This is a genomic window from Verrucomicrobium sp. (assembly GCA_028283855.1).
Taxonomy (GTDB): domain Bacteria; phylum Verrucomicrobiota; class Verrucomicrobiia; order Methylacidiphilales; family GAS474; genus GAS474.
Genome location: JAPWJX010000003.1, coordinates 1,289,468 through 1,305,584 on the forward strand (window position 1 = coordinate 1,289,468; position 16,117 = coordinate 1,305,584).

The following is a 16,117-nucleotide window of genomic DNA, read 5'->3' on the forward strand; positions in this document are numbered from 1 at the left end:
GGGCGGCAGGGTCAAACCCGCTCGACGAGGCTGTGGCCGGTCATTTCCGGCGGCTGGGGGACGCCCAGCAGGTCCAGGAGGGTCGGGGCCACGTCGGCCAGGATGCCGTCCTTCAGCCGGACCTTGTCGTGATCGGCCCCCACGTAGAGGAAGTGGACCAGATTGGTGGTGTGGGCGGTGTGGGGGGTGCCGTCCTCCGCGATCATCCGCTCGCAATTGCCGTGGTCGGCGGTGACCAGGGCGCAGCCGCCCTGGGCCAGGATCGCCTCCAGCAGGCGGTGGACGCAGCGGTCGATCGTCTCCACCGCCTCCACCGCCGCGGAGAGGATGCCGGTGTGGCCCACCATGTCGGTGTTGGCGAAGTTGAGGATCATCAGGTCGTAGTTGCCGGACTGGATGCGGGCCAGGGCCTTCTCCGTCAGCTCCGGCGCGCTCATCTGCGGCTGGAGGTCGTAGGTGGCCACCTTCGGGGAGGGGACCACTTCCCGGTCCTCGCCCGGGTAAGGCGTCTCGACGCCGCCGTTGAAGAAGTAGGTGACGTGGGGGTATTTCTCCGTCTCCGCCATGCGGACCTGGGTCTTGCCCGCGGCGCTGACCACCTCGCCCAGGATCTTCGTCATCCCCTGGGGAGGGAAGAGGGTGGGGACGCCGTAGGTCGCGTCATACTCGGTCAGGGTGATGTAGGTGACCGCCGGATGGACAGTGCGGGGGAAGCCCTTGAAGTCCTTTTCCAGGACCGCCTGGGAGAGCTGCCGGGCGCGGTCGGAGCGGAAGTTGAAAAAGAGGAGGCCGTCCCCGTCGGCGATGAGCGGGCGCGGCTCCTTCGCCACCACCAGGGCGGGGATGAACTCGTCGGTCTTTCCCTCCGCGTAGCATTCCTTCAGCGCGGCGACGGGGTCGTCCACCGGCTTGCCGACGCCGGAGAACATCAGGTCGTAGGCCAGCTGGGTCCGCTCCCAGCGGTGGTCCCGGTCCATGGCGTAGTAGCGGCCCACCACCGTGGCGATGGCGCCCACGCCGATTTTGCCGATCTCCGCTTGGAGCTTTTCCACGTAGCCCGCGCCGGCGGTGGGGGAGGTGTCCCGGCCGTCCATGAAGAGGTGGAGGTAGACGCGGGAGAGGCCCTGCTCCTTCGCCGCGCGGAGCAGCGCGTGGAGGTGCTCCTGGTGGGAGTGGACGCCGCCGTTGGAAAGAAGGCCGCAGAGGTGGAGGGCCTTGCCCCCCTTGCGGAGGCTCTCCAGGAAGGGGACCAGAACGCCGTTCTGGAAGAAGTCCCCCTTCTTGATCGACTGGTTGATCCGGGTCAGGTCCTGGAAGACGATCCGGCCCGCGCCCAGGTTCAGGTGGCCCACCTCGCTATTGCCCATCTGCCCTTCCGGCAGGCCCACGTCCAGTCCGCAGGCGGAAAGGCGGCTCTGGGGATAGGTGGCGTAAAGCTGGTCGTGGAAAGGGGTCTTGGCCAGGAGGGTGGAATTCCCCTCCTTCTGGGCGGCTTCCAGGAAGCGGGGTTCGGAACGGTCCGGGGAGGTCGGGCTGACGCCCCACCCGTCGCGGATAATCAAGGCAACGAGACGTTTCATCCCCTTCATCCGTAAAGATTCCGGTTTGGCATGGCAAGGTACTCTTATATCTTAAGGGATATGCGCCTCTTGACCCTGTTGGCCGCCTTGCTCCTTGCCGCCTGCGCGACGCCGTACAGCCGGGACACCGGCTACGGCGGCTACCAGGACGGCCCAGTGGAAAAGAACCTCTACCGCGTCGCCTTCACCGACTCCGGCGGTATGAAGGATGAGGAAGTGCGGGACCTGGCCCTTTACCGTGCGGCCCAGGTTTGCCGGGATCACGGGAAAGCGTGGTTCGTCGTCGTCCGGCGGAACGAGGGCACCACCCGCCGCCTCCAGGTCGGCGCGCCGGAGCCGCCCGTCTTCTACCCCAATCCCTACGTGGCCGGCCCCCGCACTTCCTGGACCTCCCAGCCCGGCTGGTATTCCGGCATCCCGGAGAGCTACGCCGCGCCCGCCCGCTACACGGAGCTGTACATCCGCGTCTATTCCACCCGCGCGGCCGCCGCGGAGGCCGCGCCGCAGGAAAGCTCCGTCCACGCCGCGGACGAGGTCCTTTCCCGCGTGGGCGCGCAATATAAACTTTCCCCCTAAGGAAGCGGCCCGTATATCGGGGTCCTTATGTCGACGCTTCCCACCCTCGCCATCGGCTCCGACCACGCCGGATTCAAATACAAGGAGGCGATCCGCGCCCACCTGGCCGCCAAGGGCTATGCCGTGCGCGACTTTGGCACCCACTCCGAGGAGGCGTGCGACTATCCCGTGTTCATCCGCCCCACGGCGGAGGCCGTGGCCCGCGGGGAGGCGCAGCTGGGCATCGTCCTGGGAGGCTCCGGCAACGGGGAGGCCATCGTCGCCAACAAAGTGCGCGGCATCCGCTGCGCCGTCTGCTTCTCCCTGGACACCGCCCGCTGGGCAAAGGAACACAACGACGCCAACTGCATCTCCATCGGGGAGCGGACCGTCTCCGTCGAGCTGGCCTTGGAAATCGTCGACACCTGGCTCGCCGCCGTCTTCCAGGGCGGCCGCCATGCCCGTCGCGTCGCCCAGATCGAGCCCGCTATTTAACCACCAGGCCGCGCTTGTAAATCAGCGCCTGGAAGAGCATTCCCAGCACGGCCAGGCCGACGAAGAGAGGCACGTCCGCCGTGGGAGGGACGGTGAAATTCGGCGTGAAATCGGGCCGGGGATGGAGCTGCTGGACGATGAGCATCGCCCCGTAGCCCGCGGAAAGCGCGATCAGCGCCCAGTCGAAAAAGATCAGCATCAGCAGGGCCCCCAGGATCCCCCCCGTCGTGAAAGGAATCCAGGCGTAGGAAGCGCCGGGGACGTAATGGTAATGCTGCGCGATGGCGTAGCACACCGACCCGCCCGCGAAGAACCCGGCGATGGCGGCGGCAAACGGCTGGATGAAGAGCGCCAAAAGCGCCCCCGTCATCGCGCCGATGAGAATCGCCCCCACCTGGAGCCAGCCCGGCTGTTCCGCGAAGGCCACGGCGCCCAGCTCCGCCCCCGCTATCGCCCACAGGCCGCAGATGAAAATCCAGAACACCTGCCGCCCCAGCAGCAGGATCACCATCCCGGCGATCATCCAGAAATCGATGGGGGGCGGGGAGAACATGGTGTCTTTCCTTAGCCTCTTGATGTAAAAGGGCAATGCTATGAAGCCCGAGACCTTCGAGAAACTGGAAGGATACGCCGCCGACCTCGTTAAAAACGGCGAGTTGAGCCCGGCGGACGCCTCCGAACTCATGGAGAGCCTCCGTGGCCAGGCCTTCCGGCGCAGCGGCGCGCCCGCCCAGGAAACGGCCAAGGGCGAGGCCCTTTACGAAGGGGTCGACACCAGCGACGCCTTCCGCCGCTAGGCCGCGGGGCCGCGCGATCTTGCTTGCGGTGCGGCGCTTCCGTCGCGATAGTCCCTCCTCCCCTCGCACCCGTAGCTCAATTGGATAGAGTACTGCCCTCCGAAGGCAGGGGTTTTGGGTTCAAATCCCAACGGGTGCACTCTTCCCTTCATGCCTGGGCGGGCACGGTCTCGAATCCTTCCGCCTCCCATCCTTCCAGGCCGCCCCGCATCCCGCGCAGCGATTTGACGCCCAGCTGGCGCAGCAGCCGCACCGCGTGAAAGGCGGCCTGGCTTCCGGGACAGTCGCAGTAGACGATCACGTCGTGCTCCAGGGGCACCTCGGCCAGGTACTGCTCCAGCAAATCGTGGGGGACGTGGCGCGCCCCCGGGATCAGGACCGGATGCCGCTGAAAGTTCAGGGAGTGCCGGATATCGAGAATCGCGACGTCTTCCCCCCGCTCGATCATGGACTTCAGCTCCCGCGGCGTGATGCTCCGCTGGATCTCCCTGTGGAGGTCGCGCAGGTAGATCCGGCGCCGCACGAAGCGCCAGAGCAGGAAAAGGACGGCCAGCCCCGCGAAAATCAGCGCGAAGTGCTCCCGCAGAAAGCCGAACCAGAGAGAGCGGTCCGGCAGCGTCTTCCATAGGCCCATTCCCGCCAGGAGGGGCGCCGCGCACCATAGGCAAATGCCGCCGATGTCGAAGGCGATGAAGCGCCGCGCCGGCAGTCCCGCCGCCCCCGCGAGAGGCGGAGCCAGCGTGTTGAGGCCCGGCACGAATTTGGCGAAGAGAAGCACCTGCGCCCCGTGGCGGCTGAACATCGCCTTCGTCTTCGCCACGCAGGTGTTCGGCTTCCAGGAAAGGCGCGCCAGGAAGTGAAGGATATGCACTCCGTGAGAGCGCCCCACGGCAAACCAGAGGAAGTCGGCGATCAATGATCCGGCCACGATTGCCAAAAGGGATGGCAGCAGCCCCATGCGGCCGGAGGAAATGAAGGTGCCGGTCGCCAGGAGGATCGGGAAGCAGGGGATGGGCAGGCCCCCTTGTTCCGCCAGCACCCAAAAGAAGAGTCCGGCGTATGTGACGTTGGAAAGCAGGGAGGCTGGGTCCATAGAGGGCAGGCTGATCGCCTGCGCCCAATATAGACGCCCGGCCGGATCATATCCACCCTTGCCGCCTTCCGTACCATCCTTTACAAGGATGGGACGCCGCCGGCGTGGCGAAATGGCAGACGCAGTTGACTCAAAATCATCCGGAGAAATCCATGTCGGTTCGAGTCCGACCGCCGGCACTCCTTCCCTCCCTTACTTGCAGCCGCGCAGGAGGGCGACCACCAGCAGGATCGGCAAAGGGATGCCCAGCAGCCAGAGCAGGACGTAGGTCAGCGTCCCGCCGCGTTGTTTCTGTTCATCGTCGGTGAAGAAGGCTCTCATTCCTTCACCCTGCGGGAAGGATGCCAGCCGCGAAGCGTCGGGCTTTTAACCCTTTAGGCAGAATGAAATCCGGCGGCGCGCCCTTTGAAAGAGGCAGGCCGCCGTCCGGGCGATTTGCCCGGAATCAGGCCGCGCGGTAGCGCAGGGCGCAGACCGCGCGTTCCGTGGCTCCGGGAGCCACGTGGCGCAAGCCGTAGCCCTCGTGGTGGATCGCGTCGGGCAGGCCCAGCCACGGCTCCACGCAGTAAAAGTCGGAGGTCGGCGTCTCGCTCCAGGTCGTCACCGTGTGCCAGGGGACCGTCTCGCGCGGGGCCAGGTCGAATTCGATCGTCCGGCCGTCCTGGTGGCGCAGGGAGAAGCGGTTCCGCTTGGGGCCGATCTGGAAGCGGTCGATAAGGGCCGGGTTGTCCAGGGTGGAGGAGGCCTCCGGCGCGGGGCCGAAGACGACCTCGCCGCCTTCCTCGCTTTTCCGCATGCCGGTCTTTTCAAAGGGGAATTCCAGCGTCCAGGCGGGCCGCTCCGCGTGGGGGATATTCAGGTAAAAGTGGTGCCCGGCGTAGTAGGGAAGGGGAGCGGAGCCGGTATTGGTCGTCGCCAGTTCCACTTCCAGAACGCCATCCCCCGCCAGGCGGTAGGCGACCTCGAAGACGAACGGAAAGGGATACATCTCCAGAGTCTCCGGGGTCGACTCGATCCGCAGCCGCACGCTGTCCTCGCCCCCTTCGGGCAGGACCTGGTAGGCCATCTTGCGGGCGAAGCCGTGCATGGGCAGGTCGCGGACGACGCCCTTTTCATCCTTCCAGCGTCCCAGCACCCCGTCCACGAAGTGGCGGGCGATGAAGGGGAAGAGGACCGGGTTGCCGCCCCGGACCTTCGTCACCTTCTCCCAGTCCGTCGGCCCGGCGGGCCAGCGGACCACTTCCTGGCCGCCGACGTGCCAGTCCAGGAGGAGGCCGCCGTATTGCGGGGCCAGCCGGGCGCGGTCGGCGCCGCGGCGCAGTTCGATGGCGTCGATGCCGTGGAAGGGAACGGTGGGTTTGCTCATGATCCGGGGAGGGAGATTCCTTTGATTTTCTTGTAGAGGCCGACGGCGTAGCTGTCCGTCATGCCGGAGACGAAGTCGAGGATGGAGAGGAGCTGCTCGTAGGGCGTGGCTTTGTCGAGGAACTGCTTGGGAACGAGCTGAAGAAGCTTTGTGTTGTGATCCTTCTTGTCGGTTGGAGGAGTAAGCGCAGCGGCAGCAAAGGCGTTGAGCAAGCCGCCAAGAACCTCGAAGCCAGCGGCTTCGATCTCGATAACGTCCCTCGCGCGATAGATCTGGGAGGAGGAAATATTTTGAATTTCCTTGAGAGCGCTTTGAGCGGGAATTTGCTTAGTGAGTGCCTGGGTGAGCGTCCCGGTCAGGATTTCATCTTCCGCTTCCAGAAAGCGGTCGCGGACTTGATCGATGACGGCGCTGATGGCCTTGGCACGGAGAAACTCGATCCGGTTCTTTTTATCCTCGATTTTGAGAGCGTTGTCGGTGGTTTTCGGATTGCCGATAGTGGCCGAGAGGAGATCGAACGTCTCCTGATGGGTTACGTAATTAAGGCGGAAGCCGTCCTCGAGATCGACTAGGCCGTAGCACAGGTCGTCGGCGGCCTCCACAAGGAAGACCAGTGGATGGCGGCACCAATTGCCGTCGCGCTTCAGGAGACCCAGGTTCGCGGCGATTTCGTCAAAGAAAGGGGCCTCCGCTTGGAAATAACCGAACTTCTTCGACCACGGTCCCTTATTCTCCGGCAGAGAGACGCCCGGATATTTCGTGAAGGCGCCCAGGGTGGCGTGGGTTAGTTGGAGGCCGCCCTTGTCGATCACCATCTGGAGCCGGGTGAGAAGGCGGAAGCCTTGAGCATTGCCTTCGTAGCGGGAAATATCCTCTTTTTGTGCCGGAGTGAGGAAGGATGCCTTTTCCTGCCAGCCTTGGAACCAATGGCGGATGGCGTCCTCTCCGGAGTGGCCGAAGGGTGGGTTGCCGATGTCGTGGGCCAGGCAGGCGGCGGCGACGATCGCGCCGATGTCGGAGGGGTGGACGCTGCCGATACGGTCCTTCAGGGCGTGGCCCACGGCGGTGCCTAGGCTGCGGCCCACGCAGGAGGTCTCCAGGCTGTGGGTCAACCGGGTGTGGACGAAGTCATTATCCGCCAGGGGAAAGACCTGCGTCTTGTCCTGGAGGCGCCGGAAGGCGGTGGAGAAGATAATGCGGTCGAAGTCCTGTTGGAAGGGGGAACGGGAGGGATCGTAAACGGGCTCCTTGTCTTTCCCCAGGCGCTTGGCGGAGAGGAGGCGGGGCCATTCCATCTTGCTCATATGCAGGGACGGAAAGCTGCCACGCTCCGGCTTGTGAAACCAGTTCTATGTTTTAGGCTGGGGGGCGATGCCCCTTTCCGGCCTGCTTCAGACTCTCCCCGCGGGGCGGGTCCTCACCGCGCCGGAAGATCTGATCCCTTATTCCTTTGACGGCACGGCTGCCCTGCGGCGGATGCCCGCCGCCGTCGTCCTGCCGGAGTCGGCGGAGGAGGTCGCCGCTCTGCTCCGCTGGGCCTCCGCCACCCGCACGGCGGTGGTGACGCGCGGCTCCGGCACGGGGCTGAGCGGCGGCAGCGTGCCCACGCCCGGCTCCGTCGTCCTTTGTCTGACCCGGATGAACCGCATCCTGGAACTCGACGCGCGGAACCTGACCCTGCGGTGCGAGGCGGGCGCCGTCACCCAGGCCGTCGCGGCGGCGGCGGAGAAGGAGGGCCTCTTCTACCCGCCCGATCCCGGCTCCATGAAGATCTCCACCCTGGGCGGCAACGTGGCGGAGAACAGCGGCGGCCTGCGCGGCCTCAAATACGGGGTGACGCGGGACTACGTCATGGGCCTGCGCGCCGTCCTGGCGGACGGCACGGTGATCGAAACGGGCAACAAGTGCGTGAAGGACGTCGCCGGCTATCCCTTGAAGGACCTCTTCATCGGCTCGGAAGGGACCCTGGGCGTGGTCACGGAGGTGCTGCTGAAGCTGGTGCCAAAACCCGCCGCACGCGCCACTGTCCTGGCGGAATACGCCTCCATGGAGGCCGCGGCGGAGACGGTGTCCGCCATCATCGCGGCGAAGATCATTCCCTGCACCCTCGAGTTCCTCGACAACGTCACCCTCAACTGCGTGGAGGACTTCACCGCCGTGGGCCTGCCGCGCGGGGCCGCCGCGCTCCTCCTGATGGAAACGGACGGCCACCCCGCCGCCGTGGCGGAGGAGGCGGACGCCATGGCCGCCCTGGCCCAGGCCCATGGGGCGCTCTCCGTCCGCCGCGCCCGGGACGAGGCGGAGGCCGCCGCCCTGGCCTCCGCCCGGCGCTCCGCCTTTTCCGCCCTGGCGCGGGTTTCCCCCACCACCCTCCTGGAGGACGCCACCGTCCCCCGCAGCGCGCTGGCCGTCATGGTGGCCAAGATCGCGGAGATCGCCGCGCGCCACCGCCTTAAAGTGGGCACCTTCGGCCACATGGGGGACGGCAACCTTCACCCCACCTTCCTGACGGACGAGAGGAACACGGAAGAAATGGCCCGCGTGGAGGCCGCCATGGAGGAAATCTTCGCGGAGGCCCTGGCCCTGGGCGGCACGATCACGGGGGAGCACGGCGTCGGCCTGGCGAAGAAGCCCTACCTGGCCCGCGCCGTCGGGGAGGGGAACGTCCGCGTCATGCGCGCGCTGAAAGCCGCTTTCGACCCCCAGGGCATCCTCAACCCCGGGAAAATCTTCGACCCCGCATGAAAAGCCTGCGCGAGCTCGACTACTCCGTCCTTCAGCAGTGCATCCACTGCGGCCTTTGCCTGCCGACCTGCCCCACCTACGACATCACCAAGGCGGAGCGGAACAGCCCGCGCGGGCGCATCTCCCTCATGCGCGCCATCGCGGACGGGGAGCTGGAGGCGGGCGCGGCCTTCGGCGACGAGATGTATTATTGTCTGGGCTGCCTGGCCTGCCAGACGGCCTGCCCGGCGGGGGTCGACTACGCCACGCTGTTTGAAACCGCCCGTGCGGAGGCGGAGGCTTCCCCCGCCTTTGCCGCCCGCTCCCCGGGGCGGAAGGTCCTGCGCGCCTTCCTCCTGCGCGGCCTCTTCATGCGGCCCCGGCTCCTGCGCCTGGCCGGGCGCCTGCTGGAACTCTGGCAGCGCCTGGGCCTGGACCGCCTGGCCCGCGCGCTGCGCCTCACCGCGCTCCTCCCCGCCCGCCTGCGGAAGCTGGAGCGCCAGACGCCGCGCGTTTCCCGGCGCTTCTCCCACCAGCTCATCGCGCCGGTGGAGGGCGGAGCGGAGGCCCGCTTCCGCGTCGGCCTCCTCACCGGCTGCGTCCAGGACCTGATCTATCCGCAGGTGAACCGGGACACCGCCGACGCGCTCCGCGCGCACGGCTGCCAGGTCCACACGCCGCCCGTCCAGCCTTGTTGCGGCTCCCTCCTGGCCCACAACGGGGAGCCCGCCGCCGCGGCGGATCTGGCCCGCCGGATGATCGACCTCTTTCCCCCGGACCAGTTCGACGCCTTCATCACCAACGCGGGCGGCTGCGGCTCCCATTTGAAGCAATATGGCCGCCTTTTGGCCGACGATCCCGCCTACGCCGCCCGCGCGGCCGCGTGGGCGGCTAAGGTCCGGGACATCCATGAATGGATGGCGGAAGTCGGCATCGAGCCCGCCACGCCGGGCGGCTGCGTGCCCCGCCGGGCCGTGGCCTACCACGCCTCCTGCCACCTCTGCCACGGGCAGAAGATCGACGCGGCGCCCCGCGCCGTCCTCCGCGCGGTGCCGGGCGTGGCCGTCGTCGAAATCCCGGAGTCGACGTGGTGTTGCGGCAGCGCGGGCATTTATAATTTGACCCACCCGGAGACCGCCCAGCGGCTCCTGGACCGGAAGATCGCCCATTTGCGCGCCAGCGGGGCGGAGATCGTCGCCACGGGCAATCCGGGCTGCCTTCTCCAGCTGGAAAACGGCGCTCGGGAGGCGGGGCTCTCCTTGCGCGTCGTCCATCCCGTCACGTTATGGGCGGAAGCCCGGCGGGAAGTGCAGTAAGCAGGCGCAAACGCACGATTCGCATGTGTTAAGCATGCATTTTGCAATTTGCACGGAGGGCTATTTTTTGGGGGTGCAAAGGTGTAAAATTTTATAAGTCGCTCCGGTTAAGTAATTAACGGGTGTTTAATAATGCCTTGGCATGGGGGGTGCACCTTCATTCTTAACTTAACCAGGAGTTTTTATGCTGAGTCTTACGGTCACCTTCCTCGTCATCGCCCTCATCGCGGCAGCCCTCGGATTCGGCGGTATCGCCGGTACTGCGGCGGGCATCGCCAAGATTTGTTTCTTCGTCTTCCTCGTGCTCTTTGTCGTCTCCCTGCTGTTTGGTGGGCGCCGCCCGTCCGTCTGAGAAGCGACTGAGATTCTCCTTTAGGTCCCGGGCGGGAAGGACGGGGTGTCCTTTCCCGGCGGGACCGCAACCAACCCCTACTCCGACAATGAAAAACTCCGGCCTTTTCGACGAACTCGACTCGTTCCTGACTAACCTGATCATTGCCCGCGCTCCCGCATCCGATCGGAAGAATCTCCGCGCTTGGTTGCAGCCGGAGTCCAAGCGTCCCGCCCCCAAGGCGCGGAAGCGGAAGATTTCCGGCGCCATGGCGATGGCCTGAGTGTTGAGGGATAAAAAATTTGAGGGGCGGTCCCGAAAGGGCCGCCCCTCTTGCGTTTCAGAGAAAAAGCGAAAAAGAAAGAGACCTCACTCCGTCCAGATGCGGGAGGGGAGCTGGCCGTTGCCGTTTTTCTCTCCCTTCATGTCGGGCGGTTGGGCCATGTTTTGGTGGAAGAAATGGTTTACTTCGGTCTCGATCCCCATCTCGTGAAAGATCAAAGAGGCGGTGGTGATGTCATGATGGGTCACGCCGATTTGGACATGGCCGGAGTCCCCCAGGTGGCGGATGAACTTGGAAATGAGGGAGTAGGGAAGCTCCTCCTGCAAGGCTCCGCTCCCCGGCGGCGGCCCATGGATAACGCGGATGCTTCGGGCCGGATAGCCCGCTTTGCGGAGTGCCTTTACCGCCTTTTGCGCCGCAGCCCGGGAAGGAAGCGCCGCCGAAAGCTTCCGAAGAATGGGTCCGGAATGGGGGTCCGCTTCTTGGATGTGGAAGGGCATAAAATAAACGGGCTGAAAAAGAAATGCATATTCGATGCCATGGCCTGGACGCTTTTTCCTAGGCGCTTGCCCATCAACGAGGAAAATTGGTTTTCCCGCAGAGCCTGTGAGTAAGGGGAACGGCGAATCTGTGCAAAATGAAGAAATCGCGGCATCTCCTTGCACGAAAAGAATTTCAAAAATGAGCTAAGTAAGTTTACGGACGCCATTCTTTCGATATATTAACCCTTCGATGGCAGTGATCTTCATCACCGGTGCGACCGGCTTTATTGGCCGCTCCCTGACGCGGGAGCTGTGCGCGGCGGGGCATACCGTCCGCGTGCTGGCTCGCCGTCCGGAAAAGGCCTTTCAGCTGTTCGGCGACCAGGTGGAGATCTTTACCGGCGACCTGTCCGATGCCGCCCTCCTGGCCCGGGCCTGTACCGGCGCCTCCCTGGTCTATCATATCGCGGGGGCCTACCGTTTCGGCCTTCGCCACCGGAAGGAAGTCTGGCGCGTCAACGTCGACGGGACGGAAAACCTTCTCCAGGCGACTTTCCGCGCGGGCGTGGAGAAAGTCGTCTACATCGGCTCCGGCGGCATCCTGCGCCGTTCCGACCGGCGGAAGCCCCTGATGGACGAAACCGATTTTCCGGCCACCCCGCCGCCCTTTTCCTCCTACAAGCTTTCCAAGTGGGAAGCGGAGCGCCGTGTCCTGGAATGGGCGCGCCGGGGCCTGCACGTCACCATCGCCAGCCCCACCTGCCCCATCGGGGCCGAGGATGAGATGCCGACGCCCACGGGCCGGATCATCCGGGACTTCCTGGACGGCAATTTCCCCTTCTCCTGCCGGGCGGGCCTCAACTTCGTCAGCGTCGACGACCTGAGCGCGGGCCTTCAGCTGGCCGCCCGCCATGGCCGCTCCGGGGAACGCTACCTCTTTGGCCACGAGAACATGTGGCTGCGGGATTTCCTTCACATTCTCCAGGAAGAAACCGGCCTGAAGGCGCCGCGTTTCACCCTGCCCGGCGGCGTGATCTGGGCCGCGGGCGCCGGGGGCGAGGCGGTCGATTTCCTCCAGGGCTTCCTGCCCGGCGGCGACCGGCGCGACATCCGCATCTGCCTGGAAACGGCCTACCACTCCCGCCGCGTCCAGTTCTTCTCCTGCGAGAAGGCGGCCCGCGAGCTGGGCTGGGAGCCCGTCCGCCCGCTGCGGGAAACCGTGCGGGAGGCCATCGCCTGGTTCCAGGACGGCGTGCGCCCCGTGCGCGAGGCCTCCGCGGAAGCGCCGGTTCCCGTTGCGCTTTAGAGCCCGCTCTTCTAATTGTGGAAGCGTGCCGCCTCGGTTCCTTCTCCTCCTGTTCCTTCCCCTGCTCCTGGCCGCCTGCGGCCGTTCCACCGACCTGGAGGCTCCGTTGAAATATCCCGCCACGCCGAAGGAGCCGGTCTCCGAAGCCTACTTCGGAGAGACGATCGCCGACCCCTACCAGTGGCTGGAAAACGTGCGCGACCCGCGCGTGCGGGACTGGATGCGGGAGCAAGACGTGCTGGCCCGCCGCTGGCTCCACGGCCTGCCCGCGCGGCCCCGCCTGGAAAAGCGGCTCAAGGAATTGCTCTACACCCCGGCCCTGACCGTGCCGGAAAAGGGGGGCGACACCTACTTCTACGAGCGGAAGGAAGCCCATCAGGAAAAATACGTCCAGGTCTGCCGCCAGGGCCTGCACGGAGCGGAGCGCGTCCTTCTTGATCCCGCCGCCCTGAGCCCGGACGGCAGCGTCTCCCTGGGCGTCTGGGCGCCCAGCTACGACGGAAAGTGGGTCGCCTACGCCCTCCGCCGCAACAACTCGGACGAGGCGACGCTCCATCTGCTCGACGTCGCCACGGGCCGCACGCGGGAGGGGGAGGAGATCGCGGGGGCCAAATACGCCCACCCCTCCTGGACCCCTTCCGGCGACGGATTCTACTACACGCGCCTCCCCGTCGATCCCGCGATCCCCGTCGCCGACCGCCCGGGCCGCGCGGAGATCCGCTTTCACAAGCTGGGCACCGATCCCGGGCAGGACCCGCTCATCCACCCGGCCACGGGCGATCCCAAGACCTTCCTGGGCGTCGAGCTGGCGGAGGAGGGGCGCTGGCTCTTCGTCAGCGTCAGCCATGGCTGGAACAGCGTCGACCTTTTCTACCGCGACCTGGCCGATCCCAAGGGCGATTGGAAAACGCTGGCCAAGGGCCTGCGCGGTCAGACCGGCGTCACCGCGTGGAGGGACGTCTTCTACATCCAGACGGCGGACGGCTCGCCTCATATGCGGGGCGCGCTCTACCGCGTACCCGCCGCCCGGCCGGAGCGGAAGAACTGGGAATGCATCGTGCCGGAGGGGGAGGGGACACTCCACGCGGCCCAGCTCCTCGGCGGGCGCTGGGTCCTGGCCTACGTGCGCGACGCGGCCAGCTACCTGGAATTGCGCGATCTGGACGGGAAGAATCCGCGCCCCGTCCCGCTCCCCGGCGTGGGGAGCTGCGGCGGCCTCTCCGGCCGCGCCGCCGATCCTGAGGTCTTCTACGGCTTCACCTCCTTCACCCAGCCGCTGGAGATCTTCCGCCTGGACGCCGCCACCGGCGGGCAGGAGCTATGGGACCAGGTGCGGGCCCCCGTCGACGCCGCGCCCTATGAGGTGAGCCAGGTCTTCTTCCAATCCAAGGACGGCACGCGCGTCCCCATGTTCATCGTCCGGCGGAAGGACGCGCCGCGCGACGGGAGGCAGCCGCTCCTCTTGACCGGCTACGGAGGCTTCTCCGTCAGCATGGAGCCGGGCTTTTCCGCCAGCCTTTACGCGTGGCTGGAGGCGGGCGGCGCCTACGCCGTGCCGAACCTGCGCGGCGGGGGCGAATACGGGGAATCGTGGCACCAGGCGGGCATGGGCCGCCGGAAGCAGAACGTCTTCGACGATTTCATCGCCGCCGCCGAATACCTGGTGGCGGAAAAATACACCGCCCCGGACCGCCTGGCCATCCTGGGCGGGTCGAATGGCGGGCTCCTGGTCGGCGCGGCCCTGACCCAGCGGCCCGACCTCTACCGGGCCGTCGTCTGCGCCGTGCCCCTCCTGGACATGCTCCGCTATCCCCTCTTCGGCAGCGGCCGCACCTGGATCGAGGAATACGGCGATCCGCGCGACCCGCAGGACTACCAGGCCCTGCGCGCCTATTCCCCTTACCACCACGTGAAACCGGGTACCGCCTATCCCGCCGTCCTGATGCTTTCCGCGGACAGCGACGACCGCGTCGACCCGATGCACGCGCGGAAGATGGTGGCCGCCCTTCAGGCGGACCAGGCGGGGCCCGCCCCGATCCTGCTGCGCATCGAGAAGAACGCGGGCCACGGCGGGGCCGACCTGGTCCGCTCCGCCGTCGAGCAGAAGGCCGACATGTACGCCTTCCTCTGCGCGGAGCTGGGGATCGACCCGAAGCGATGAGGATCGCCGCCGTCATCCTGGGCGCGGCCCTCCTCCTGGCGGGCTGCAAGGGGCGGGAAACCCCCGTCCAGCGCGGCGACGGGGACGGCGTCCTCCTCCTGGGCAACGGCGGCGAGCCCTCCCAGCTCGATCCCCACCTCGTCACCGGCCAGTCGGACGCGAACATCGACTTCACCCTCTTCGAGGGGCTCCTCACCGTCGACCCGCAGACCCTGGCTCCCGTGCCGGGCGTGGCGGAGCGGTGGGAGGTGACGCCGGACGGCCTCACCTACACCTTCCACCTGCGGCACGACGCCCGCTGGTCCAACGGCGATCCCGTCACCTCCGCCGACTTCCTCTACTCCTGCCGCCGGATCCTTTCCCCGGCCCTGGGCTCCGAGTACGCCTACATGCACTTCATGGTGAAGAACGCGGAGGCCTACAACGCCGGGAAGATCGCCGACTTTTCCCAGGTCGGCTACGAGGCGCCGGACCCCTACACCTTCCGCGTCCGGCTGGAGCATCCGGTGCCCTACTTCCCCTCCCTCATCACCCACCACACCTGGATCCCGGTCCACCGGGCGTGCATCGAGAAATTCGGCGCGATGGACGAGCGCGGCACCCGCTGGGTCCTGCCGGGAAACATGGTCGGCAACGGGCCCTTCCGCCTCAAGGCGTGGAAGGTCAACGAATTGGTCGAGGTGGAGAAGAACCCCTACTACTGGGACGCCGCGCGCGTCCGGCTCCGGGCCGTCCGCTTCCTCCCCTACGACGACGGCGACGCGGAGGAGCGGGCCTTCCGCTCCGGCCAGCTCCACGTCTCCGCCGTGCCGGTGGCGAAGCTCGACCTCTACCGGAAGAAGTATCCCCAATACCTCCATGCCTTCCCGCAGATGGCCACCACCTTCCTGAAGGTCAACGTGACCAAGCCGCCCCTGGACAAGCCGGAAGTCCGCCGCGCCCTGGCCATGGCGATCGACCGGGAGTCCATCGTCCGCACCGTGCTGAAGGGGGATCAGGTCCCCGCCTTCCGGCTGACCCCGCCCGACATGGCGGGCTACACCGGCCGCGCCCATTTCGACGAGAGCGTGGCGGAGGCCCGCGCGTTGATGGCGAAGGCGGGCTATCCCGGCGGCAAGGGCTTCCCGCGGCTGGAGCTGCTCATGCCCGGCGCGGGGGCGGGCGGCCTTTTGGCGGAGGCCATTCAGCAGATGTGGCGGAAGAACCTGGGCATCGACGTGGCGATCGTGAACCAGGAGGGGAAGGTCTACGAGGAATGGCTCCGCAACCTCAAATACCAGATCTGCTTCTACGGCTGGATCGGCGACTACGTCGACCCGAACACCTTCCTCGACATCTTCGTCACCAACGGGGGGAACAACCAGACCGGCTGGGCCGATCCCGCCTACGACAAGGCGCTGGCCGAGGCCAACCGCACCCTCGACCCCGCCGCGCGGCGGGAGCTTTTGCAAAAGAGCGAGGCGATCCTCGTCTCCCAGATGCCGATGATCCCGCTCTTCTTCTCCGTGGGCCGCACCCTGTGGCGGCCCGACGTGAAGGGCTGGTATTCCAACGTCCTCGGCGCCCATCCCCTGAAATACGTCTGGCTCGACCCGGCCACCGCCGGTCCCGCCCGCATCGGCCACTGA

Annotated in this window: 16 protein-coding genes and 2 tRNA genes; 11 read left to right on the top strand and 7 right to left on the bottom strand. The window is 66.5% G+C overall.

Annotated features, from left to right (window positions below; genetic code table 11):
* Positions 1 to 11: 11 nt before the first annotated feature.
* Positions 12 to 1,580 carry a 2,3-bisphosphoglycerate-independent phosphoglycerate mutase gene (gene gpmI, locus PW734_07590; protein ID MDE1171054.1) on the bottom strand — a complete coding sequence of 523 codons (1,569 nt, stop codon included), beginning with the start codon at positions 1,578 to 1,580 and terminating at the stop codon, positions 12 to 14.
* Positions 1,581 to 1,640: 60 nt separating this feature from the next.
* Between gpmI and PW734_07595 the strand changes: the two genes are divergently transcribed.
* Together PW734_07595 and rpiB are read left to right on the top strand one after the other, a co-directional pair.
* The gene (locus PW734_07595; protein ID MDE1171055.1) at positions 1,641 to 2,156 is read left to right on the top strand and encodes a hypothetical protein; all 516 of its coding nucleotides are present in this window, start codon (positions 1,641 to 1,643) and stop codon (positions 2,154 to 2,156) included.
* Between the two features lie 27 nt (positions 2,157 to 2,183).
* Complete coding sequence (gene rpiB / locus PW734_07600; GenBank protein MDE1171056.1) at positions 2,184 to 2,630, top strand: ribose 5-phosphate isomerase B; 447 nt, start codon at positions 2,184 to 2,186, stop codon at positions 2,628 to 2,630.
* Here rpiB and PW734_07605 read toward each other — a convergent pair.
* Positions 2,623 to 3,183 (bottom strand): hypothetical protein, encoded by a 561-nt coding sequence (locus PW734_07605; protein MDE1171057.1) that lies wholly within the window; start codon positions 3,181 to 3,183, stop codon positions 2,623 to 2,625. The genes rpiB and PW734_07605 overlap by 8 nt on opposite strands.
* Positions 3,184 to 3,223: 40 nt before the next feature.
* On the opposite strand from PW734_07605, the gene PW734_07610 reads away from it, so the two are divergent.
* Both PW734_07610 and PW734_07615 read left to right on the top strand, forming a co-directional pair.
* The gene (locus PW734_07610) at positions 3,224 to 3,427 is read left to right on the top strand and encodes a hypothetical protein (GenBank protein MDE1171058.1); all 204 of its coding nucleotides are present in this window, start codon (positions 3,224 to 3,226) and stop codon (positions 3,425 to 3,427) included.
* Positions 3,428 to 3,492: 65 nt separating this feature from the next.
* A tRNA-Arg gene (locus PW734_07615) sits at positions 3,493 to 3,566 on the top strand.
* 9 nt (positions 3,567 to 3,575) lie between these two features.
* Here the strand turns inward: PW734_07615 and PW734_07620 are convergent.
* The gene (locus PW734_07620; protein ID MDE1171059.1) at positions 3,576 to 4,520 is read right to left on the bottom strand and encodes a VTT domain-containing protein; all 945 of its coding nucleotides are present in this window, start codon (positions 4,518 to 4,520) and stop codon (positions 3,576 to 3,578) included.
* Positions 4,521 to 4,618: 98 nt separating this feature from the next.
* Here PW734_07620 and PW734_07625 point away from each other — a divergent pair.
* Positions 4,619 to 4,699: transfer RNA gene (locus PW734_07625), tRNA-Leu, on the top strand.
* Positions 4,700 to 4,712: 13 nt separating this feature from the next.
* Here the strand turns inward: PW734_07625 and PW734_07630 are convergent.
* The 3 genes from PW734_07630 to PW734_07640 form a co-directional block, all read right to left on the bottom strand.
* Positions 4,713 to 4,841, bottom strand: coding sequence for a hypothetical protein (locus PW734_07630; GenBank protein MDE1171060.1), 129 nt, complete (start codon positions 4,839 to 4,841; stop codon positions 4,713 to 4,715).
* A gap of 124 nt (positions 4,842 to 4,965) precedes the next feature.
* Entirely contained in the window at positions 4,966 to 5,886 is a 921-nt protein-coding gene (locus PW734_07635; GenBank protein MDE1171061.1) for a hypothetical protein, read from the bottom strand.
* Positions 5,883 to 7,190, bottom strand: coding sequence for a deoxyguanosinetriphosphate triphosphohydrolase (locus tag PW734_07640; GenBank protein ID MDE1171062.1), 1,308 nt, complete (start codon positions 7,188 to 7,190; stop codon positions 5,883 to 5,885). The genes PW734_07635 and PW734_07640 overlap by 4 nt, the downstream gene beginning before the upstream one ends.
* Positions 7,191 to 7,257: 67 nt before the next feature.
* On the opposite strand from PW734_07640, the gene PW734_07645 reads away from it, so the two are divergent.
* The 3 genes from PW734_07645 (at position 7,258) to PW734_07655 (ending at position 10,278) form a co-directional block, all read left to right on the top strand.
* Complete coding sequence (locus tag PW734_07645; GenBank protein ID MDE1171063.1) at positions 7,258 to 8,631, top strand: FAD-linked oxidase C-terminal domain-containing protein; 1,374 nt, start codon at positions 7,258 to 7,260, stop codon at positions 8,629 to 8,631.
* Positions 8,628 to 9,926 (top strand): (Fe-S)-binding protein, encoded by a 1,299-nt coding sequence (locus tag PW734_07650; GenBank protein ID MDE1171064.1) that lies wholly within the window; start codon positions 8,628 to 8,630, stop codon positions 9,924 to 9,926. Before PW734_07645 ends, PW734_07650 begins: the two co-directional genes overlap by 4 nt.
* Positions 9,927 to 10,110: 184 nt before the next feature.
* The gene (locus tag PW734_07655; protein MDE1171065.1) at positions 10,111 to 10,278 is read left to right on the top strand and encodes a DUF1328 domain-containing protein; all 168 of its coding nucleotides are present in this window, start codon (positions 10,111 to 10,113) and stop codon (positions 10,276 to 10,278) included.
* 348 nt (positions 10,279 to 10,626) lie between these two features.
* Here PW734_07655 and PW734_07660 read toward each other — a convergent pair whose 3' ends face one another.
* Positions 10,627 to 10,866 (bottom strand): hypothetical protein, encoded by a 240-nt coding sequence (locus tag PW734_07660; protein ID MDE1171066.1) that lies wholly within the window; start codon positions 10,864 to 10,866, stop codon positions 10,627 to 10,629.
* Positions 10,867 to 11,272: 406 nt separating this feature from the next.
* On the opposite strand from PW734_07660, the gene PW734_07665 reads away from it, so the two are divergent.
* The 3 genes from PW734_07665 to PW734_07675 are packed head-to-tail and all read left to right on the top strand — an operon-like array spanning position 11,273 to position 16,117.
* The gene (locus PW734_07665) at positions 11,273 to 12,328 is read left to right on the top strand and encodes an NAD-dependent epimerase/dehydratase family protein (GenBank protein MDE1171067.1); all 1,056 of its coding nucleotides are present in this window, start codon (positions 11,273 to 11,275) and stop codon (positions 12,326 to 12,328) included.
* Positions 12,329 to 12,353: 25 nt separating this feature from the next.
* Entirely contained in the window at positions 12,354 to 14,489 is a 2,136-nt protein-coding gene (locus PW734_07670; GenBank protein MDE1171068.1) for a prolyl oligopeptidase family serine peptidase, read from the top strand.
* Positions 14,486 to 16,117 (top strand): peptide ABC transporter substrate-binding protein, encoded by a 1,632-nt coding sequence (locus PW734_07675; GenBank protein ID MDE1171069.1) that lies wholly within the window; start codon positions 14,486 to 14,488, stop codon positions 16,115 to 16,117. Before PW734_07670 ends, PW734_07675 begins: the two co-directional genes overlap by 4 nt.

Coding starts and splice junctions, on each gene's coding strand:
- gpmI (MDE1171054.1), bottom strand. CDS start 1,580: ATGAAACGTCTCGTTGCCTTGATTATCCGCGACGGGTGGGGCGTCAGC.
- PW734_07595 (MDE1171055.1), top strand. CDS start 1,641: ATGCGCCTCTTGACCCTGTTGGCCGCCTTGCTCCTTGCCGCCTGCGCG.
- rpiB (MDE1171056.1), top strand. CDS start 2,184: ATGTCGACGCTTCCCACCCTCGCCATCGGCTCCGACCACGCCGGATTC.
- PW734_07605 (MDE1171057.1), bottom strand. CDS start 3,183: ATGTTCTCCCCGCCCCCCATCGATTTCTGGATGATCGCCGGGATGGTG.
- PW734_07610 (MDE1171058.1), top strand. CDS start 3,224: ATGAAGCCCGAGACCTTCGAGAAACTGGAAGGATACGCCGCCGACCTC.
- PW734_07620 (MDE1171059.1), bottom strand. CDS start 4,520: ATGGACCCAGCCTCCCTGCTTTCCAACGTCACATACGCCGGACTCTTC.
- PW734_07630 (MDE1171060.1), bottom strand. CDS start 4,841: ATGAGAGCCTTCTTCACCGACGATGAACAGAAACAACGCGGCGGGACG.
- PW734_07635 (MDE1171061.1), bottom strand. CDS start 5,886: ATGAGCAAACCCACCGTTCCCTTCCACGGCATCGACGCCATCGAACTG.
- PW734_07640 (MDE1171062.1), bottom strand. CDS start 7,190: ATGAGCAAGATGGAATGGCCCCGCCTCCTCTCCGCCAAGCGCCTGGGG.
- PW734_07645 (MDE1171063.1), top strand. CDS start 7,258: ATGCCCCTTTCCGGCCTGCTTCAGACTCTCCCCGCGGGGCGGGTCCTC.
- PW734_07650 (MDE1171064.1), top strand. CDS start 8,628: ATGAAAAGCCTGCGCGAGCTCGACTACTCCGTCCTTCAGCAGTGCATC.
- PW734_07655 (MDE1171065.1), top strand. CDS start 10,111: ATGCTGAGTCTTACGGTCACCTTCCTCGTCATCGCCCTCATCGCGGCA.
- PW734_07665 (MDE1171067.1), top strand. CDS start 11,273: ATGGCAGTGATCTTCATCACCGGTGCGACCGGCTTTATTGGCCGCTCC.
- PW734_07675 (MDE1171069.1), top strand. CDS start 14,486: ATGAGGATCGCCGCCGTCATCCTGGGCGCGGCCCTCCTCCTGGCGGGC.